This is a genomic window from Lutibacter sp. (assembly GCF_046055765.1).
GTDB lineage: Bacteria > Bacteroidota > Bacteroidia > Flavobacteriales > Flavobacteriaceae > Lutibacter.
On the sequence record NZ_JASFZF010000102.1, the window covers coordinates 22,499 to 28,700 of the forward strand.

At 30.8% G+C, this 6,202-nt stretch carries 6 protein-coding genes; all 6 read right to left on the reverse strand.

The features are described from left to right. Nucleotides 1–192: 192 nt before the first annotated feature. Entirely contained in the window at nucleotides 193–1,371 is a 1,179-nt protein-coding gene (gene trpB, locus QM495_RS09990; protein ID WP_408671963.1) for a tryptophan synthase subunit beta, read from the reverse strand. Next, complete coding sequence (locus QM495_RS09995) at nucleotides 1,368–2,027, reverse strand: phosphoribosylanthranilate isomerase (protein ID WP_408671964.1); 660 nt, start codon at nucleotides 2,025–2,027, stop codon at nucleotides 1,368–1,370. Before QM495_RS09995 ends, trpB begins: the two co-directional genes overlap by 4 nt. A 3-nt stretch (nucleotides 2,028–2,030) precedes the next feature. After that, nucleotides 2,031–2,816, reverse strand: a complete 786-nt coding sequence (trpC, locus tag QM495_RS10000; protein ID WP_408671965.1) for an indole-3-glycerol phosphate synthase TrpC — start codon at nucleotides 2,814–2,816, stop codon at nucleotides 2,031–2,033. 161 nt (nucleotides 2,817–2,977) lie between these two features. After that, entirely contained in the window at nucleotides 2,978–3,967 is a 990-nt protein-coding gene (gene trpD, locus QM495_RS10005) for an anthranilate phosphoribosyltransferase (RefSeq protein ID WP_408671966.1), read from the reverse strand. Beyond that, nucleotides 3,967–4,542 carry an anthranilate synthase component II gene (locus tag QM495_RS10010; protein ID WP_408671967.1) on the reverse strand — a complete coding sequence of 192 codons (576 nt, stop codon included), beginning with the start codon at nucleotides 4,540–4,542 and terminating at the stop codon, nucleotides 3,967–3,969. Before QM495_RS10010 ends, trpD begins: the two co-directional genes overlap by 1 nt. Nucleotides 4,543–4,687: 145 nt before the next feature. After that, entirely contained in the window at nucleotides 4,688–6,079 is a 1,392-nt protein-coding gene (locus QM495_RS10015) for an anthranilate synthase component I family protein (RefSeq protein ID WP_408671968.1), read from the reverse strand. Nucleotides 6,080–6,202 lie beyond the last annotated feature (123 nt).

Below are 6,202 nucleotides of genomic sequence, written 5' to 3' on the forward strand. Positions count from 1 at the left end.
TTGTCACCCTGAACTTGTTTCAGAGTCTCATCATATTTGCACTATTTTTAATTTAGGGTTCTTTTCTTTAATTTAAATTTGTTGTAACACCAATATAAAATATCGTTCTATATTTATTTGTTAATATGTAAACATAGCTCAATTTTATTTTATTAAGATATGATACTGAAACAAGTTCAGCATGACTAACTATTATTTTAAATGTGTTATATAAGTTTCTAAATCCTTATCGCCTCTTCCAGATAAGTTAATAACAATTACTTGTTCTTTTTGAAATTTCATTTTAGGCAAAACCGCTAATGCATGTGCCGATTCAAGAGCAGGAATAATTCCTTCTATTTTTGTTAATTCGTAAGCGGCATCTAAAGCTTCCTGATCGGTAGCATTCATAAATTCAGCACGCTCACTTTCGTGTAAAAAAGCATGTAATGGTCCAATTCCAGGATAATCTAACCCTGCTGAAATGGAATAAGGTTCTGTTACTTGTCCGTATTCATCTTGCATTAAAATTGTTTTACTTCCGTGTAAAACTCCAACTTCACCCAATTGTGAGGTAGCCGCCGATTGGCCACTATAAACGCCTAATCCTGCAGCTTCTACAGCAATTAATTTTACATCTTCAGTATCTAAATAATGATAAAAAGCGCCTGCAGCATTACTTCCCCCACCCACACAAGCAATTACCATATCTGGATTTTCATTACCTGTTTGCACTAATAATTGTTCTTTAATTTCTTTACTAATAATAGATTGTAAACGAGCCACCATATCTGGATATGGATGTGGACCAACCACGGAACCAATTAAATAATAGGTGTCTTCAGGGTTTCCAATCCAATCACGAATAGCTTCATTGGTAGCATCTTTTAATGTTTTACTTCCACTTTTAGCTGGAATCACTTTTGCTCCTAACATCTTCATTCGAGCTACATTTGGAGCCTGGCGCTTAATATCAACTTCCCCCATAAAAACAACACATTCCAAATTCATTAAAGCACAAACCGTAGCTGTTGCAACGCCGTGTTGCCCAGCTCCTGTTTCAGCAATAATTCGTTTTTTACCTAGTTTTTTGGCAACCAATATTTGTCCAATAGTATTATTAATTTTATGTGCTCCTGTATGACATAAATCTTCTCGTTTTAAATAAATAGTTACTCCATATTTTTCAGATAAACGTTTTGCTAGATATAATGGAGTTGGTCTGCCAACATACGTATCTAGTAGCTCCTTAAACTCTTTTTTAAAGGAATCTGACTCCAATATTTTTAAATAATTATCTTCTAATTCCTTAACATTTGGATACAAAAGTTCAGGAATAAACGCCCCTCCAAACTGACCATAATATCCATTTTTATCTACAAAATAACTCATACTAAGCTCTTTTTAAATTCTTTAATTTCTTCAATATTTTTTAACGCTGGTTCTATTTCAAACCCACTGTTGATATCAACACCAATACATAATTTAGATTCCTGTTTTCGCAGGAATGACAAAATTTCTGTACTATCCTCTTTTGAAATTCCTCCACTTAATAAAAATGGAACTTTACCTTTATAGTTTTGAAGTATTTCCCAATTAAATTTTATACCATTTCCTCCATATTCTTTTCCTTTAGTATCAAATAAAAAATAATTACAACTGTTTTCATATTCAGCTATTGAATGAAAATCAAAATTCTCATCAATAGAAAATACTTTTATAATTTCAAAACCAAGAGGTCCTGAAACAATCTTTCGACTACGCTCAAGATGACTCTTTTTTATTTTAATACAGTATTCTGGAGTTTCATTCCCATGTAATTGAACAATATCTAATTGGTGTTTATTTACTTTCTCTATAATACCATTAATAGTTTCATTTACAAAAACACCCACTTTTTTAATTGATGAAGGAAATTTAACTTGAGGAAAATCTTCAACAAAACGTTTTGATTTATTGTAAAATATAAATCCAATAAAATCTGGTTTTAATTTTATTAATTCCGAAATATTATCGGCATCTCGCATTCCACATACTTTAATTTTCATCAGTTAACGAATTTGATTAATAAATGCTTGGCAAGCTAACCCAGGGTCTTCGGTTTTCATAAAATTTTCACCAATTAAAAATCCTTTAAAACCGTATTCTTTTAACCCAACAATTACTGCTGGATTACTTAATCCACTTTCAGAAACTTTAATACAACTAGTTGGAATTTGCCCTGCCAATTTAATCGAATGTTCTAAATCAACTTTAAAAGTTTTTAAATTCCGATTATTAATTCCTATAATTTTATTTTCTAACTCAATTTTATCAAGTTCTTCTTTATTATGCACTTCATACAAAACTTCCAACCCTAAATCTCCAGCTAATTTTCCATAATTCTTTAATTCTTGTTTCGTTAAACAAGCTGCAATTAACAATATAGCATCGGCTCCAATTGCTTTTGCTTCTACAATTTGAAATCCGTCAACTATAAAATCTTTTCTTAAAATTGGTGTAGTTTCATTTACCGTTCTAGCTTGCATAAGGTCTAAAACCGATCCTCCAAAAAAATGAGTATCTGTTAAAATTGATTGCGCTGCAACATTTGCTTGTAAATACCCTTGAGTAACATCTACAACCTCCACTTTGTCATTTATTATCCCTTTTGAAGGAGATTGTCTTTTAAATTCAGCTATGATTCCTGTTGAGTTTTTTACTGTTAATGCCTTTCTTAATGAAATTGGTGTACGTTTAAAATTGGGGCTTTTTACTAATTTATTTATTGAAACCTCGCTTTTTAACTGAGCGACTTCTTTCTTTTTATGTGCTACTATTTTATCTAAAATATTCATTACTATAATTATAAATTTTTTAATTAAGAATTCCGAATTATTTTTTGAATACTACCAATTATTTTTAATAATTCTGTCTTGTTAATATTATTATGAGATGCTGAAACAACACTTCGACAAGCTCTATGTGACATCTTAAACATGACACTTGATGTTAAATCTTAATTCCTAATTAATTTAGTTAAACTTTCTTTTGCTTTTAAACTCACTAACGATTCTTTTGCTTCTTCAAAAGCTGTTTCAAAGGTTTTGTTTTTATCTATTATTTTTAATGCAAATGCTGCATTTACCAATACGGCATTATTTTGTGCTTCAGTACCTTTTCCATCTAAAATTGATACAAATATTTTAGCAGATGAAGCTACCGAATCTCCTCCAAAAATTTCAGATTGTTTTAAACTTTTCAATCCTAATTCTTCAGGAGTAATTAACTCTTCGTTTTCTTTAGTAAATAATTTAAACGCACTTGTTAATGAAATTTCATCGTAACCATCTAAACTATAAACGATCCCGTAATTTTTAGACGTTTCTTGCAATAAATAGTTATAAATTCTGGCAACTTCTAAATTAAAAACACCTACCAATTGGTTTTGTGGGTTACTAGGATTTACCAACGGCCCCAACATATTAAAAAATGTTTTTAACCCTAATTCTTTACGCACTGGCCCAACAGCTTTCATTGCTGGATGAAATAAAGGTGCGTGTAAAAAACAAATATTTGCCTTGTCTATTTGACTCTTTAAAACAGCTTCATTATTCGTAAAATTATACCCTAAAAACTCTAACATGTTTGAAGATCCACTTACTGAAGAAACTCCATAATTTCCATGTTTAGCTACTTTATTTCCTGTGCCTGCAACTACAAATGATGTTAATGTTGAAATATTGAATGTGTTTTTACCATCACCTCCTGTACCACACAAATCAATGGTGTTGAATTCTGATAAATCTATTTTTATAGCCAATTCTAACAAGGCTTCTCTAAAACCCGCCAATTCATTTACTGAAATTGGGCGCATCATAAACACCGTTAAAAAAGAAGCTAAATGAGAATTGTTATACTTTTCGTTTGCTATTTGAAAAAGTACTTCTTTAGCTTCCTGTTTTGTTAACCGCTGCTGTTCAAATAATTTGTTTAATATTTTTTTCATTATTTATTTGCTTCTATAAAATTACGAACAATTCTTTCTCCTAAAGGTGTTAAAATAGACTCAGGATGGTATTGCACTGCACTTATATTGTGTGTTTTATGCTGTAAAGACATAATATCTCCAAATTCATCAACTGCTGTTATCTCTAATTCAGAAGGAAAATCTTTTTTAGATGCTATCCAAGAATGGTAGCGTGCTGCTTCAAACTCAGTTGGAATTCCTTTATAAATTGAAGCATCAAAATCCGTTACTTTCATTGTGGTTGCTACTCCGTGAAAAACCGAATCTAAATTCTCTAACGAACCTCCAAATACTTCGGTTATTGCTTGTAAGCCTAAACAAACTCCAAAAATTGGTTTTTTGCCTGCATAGGTTTTTATAACTTCTTTTAAAATTCCTGCCTCATTTGGTATACCTGGGCCTGGAGACAACATTATTAAATCGTACTCATTAATAGCCTCAACTGCTATTTCATCATTTCTAAATACTGCTGGATATTTCCCAGTAATATTTTCAACTAAATGAACTAGATTGTAGGTAAATGAATCGTAATTATCTATGATTACTATTTTCATATTTTAACTTTTTATTTTTATTTTTTTTGCGTTAGGGATTGAAGCTTTGTTTGAGCTCTTTTTGTTTTTCAACAAAAAAGCGAGTGCGTAAAGCCCGACCTAGCTGTTCTCTTGACTCTGCTCGAGATGACAGCTTGGGAACTCCCTAAATAGTTGATGCCATAATTAATGCTTTTTTTAAAGCTGCTAATTTGTTATTTACTTCCTGTAACTCACCTTCTTCGGTAGAATTTATAACAATCCCGGCTCCTGCCTGAGAAAATAAGGTGTTATTTTTACTTACAAATGAACGAATGGCAATTGCCAAATTTACTGAATTATCTAACCCAATAAACCCAACTGCACCACCATAAAAGCCACGGGTTTGATTTTCATATTTATCAATTAATTCCATTGCTTTATATTTCGGTGCACCACTTAAAGTTCCTGCTGGGAAAGTATCACCTACAATTTCTATGGCTTTTCCTTTTGGTTTTCCTTGTACGGTTGAAACTAAATGAATTACGTGACTAAAATATTGTACCTCTTTAAAAACTTCCACTTGTACATTGCTTGCGTGTTTACTTAAATCGTTTCGTGCTAAATCTACCAACATTACATGCTCTGCATTTTCTTTGGTATCTTTAGATAATTTATCGCCTAACAAAATGTCTTTTGACATATCTCCTGTTCGCCTAAATGTACCTGCAATTGGATTGATAATGGCTTTTTCTTTGTCGATTTTAATTTGAGCTTCCGGTGATGAGCCCATTAATTTAAAGCTTCCGTAGTCGAAATAAAATAAATATGGTGATGGGTTTATTGACCGTAAGGCTCTGTACACATTAAACTCATCTCCTTTAAATTTTTGTTGAAACTGACGTGATAAAACTAGTTGAAAAACATCTCCTCGTTTGCAATGTTGTTTTGCTTTTGTTATATTATTTTTAAAATCATCATCGGTACAATTTGAAGATTCCTTTCCAATAGTATCAAATTTATATAAACCATAAGTTTTTGCATTTATTAAGGTTTGAATCTCTTCAATTCTAGATTCCTCACCTTCTTCAATGTTTTCAATAAGTGTTAATTCATCATTAAAATGATTAATAGCAATGATAAATTTGAAAAAACTGAATTGGAAATCTGGAATTTCAGAAGGTGCTTTTTTAGCGTTCAGCTTAATTGTTTCAAAATACTGAATTGAGTTGTAGGATATATAACCATAAAAGCCATTGTATGATTTTATTGCTTTATCACAATCTAAAGTAATTGTATTCTTATAGGATTCAAAAATCTCATAGAAATTAGAATTAATACTTTTTGTGTCAAGCTCTTGGTTTCCGTAGTGATAAGAAAATGTATTATTATCGGCTTTTAAAGTAACAATTGGTTCTACACATATAAATGTGAAACTTTCTTCTTTACTATGATAATCTGAACTTTCTAACAACAAACTATTGGCGTATTTATCTCTAATTTTAGAATACATTCCTACTGGAGTAATTGTATCTGCCAATTGTTTTTTAGAAATAGTTTTAAATTTTAATTGTTTCATTTTTTTCTGAAATAAAAAAGGACTTATCTCGCGATAAGTCCTTTTAGTTTTATATGATTATATAAATAGTGTTCTTGCTCGCTTATTGTTTAAGAGAGTTCCACCACCAATTCATATTTAAAT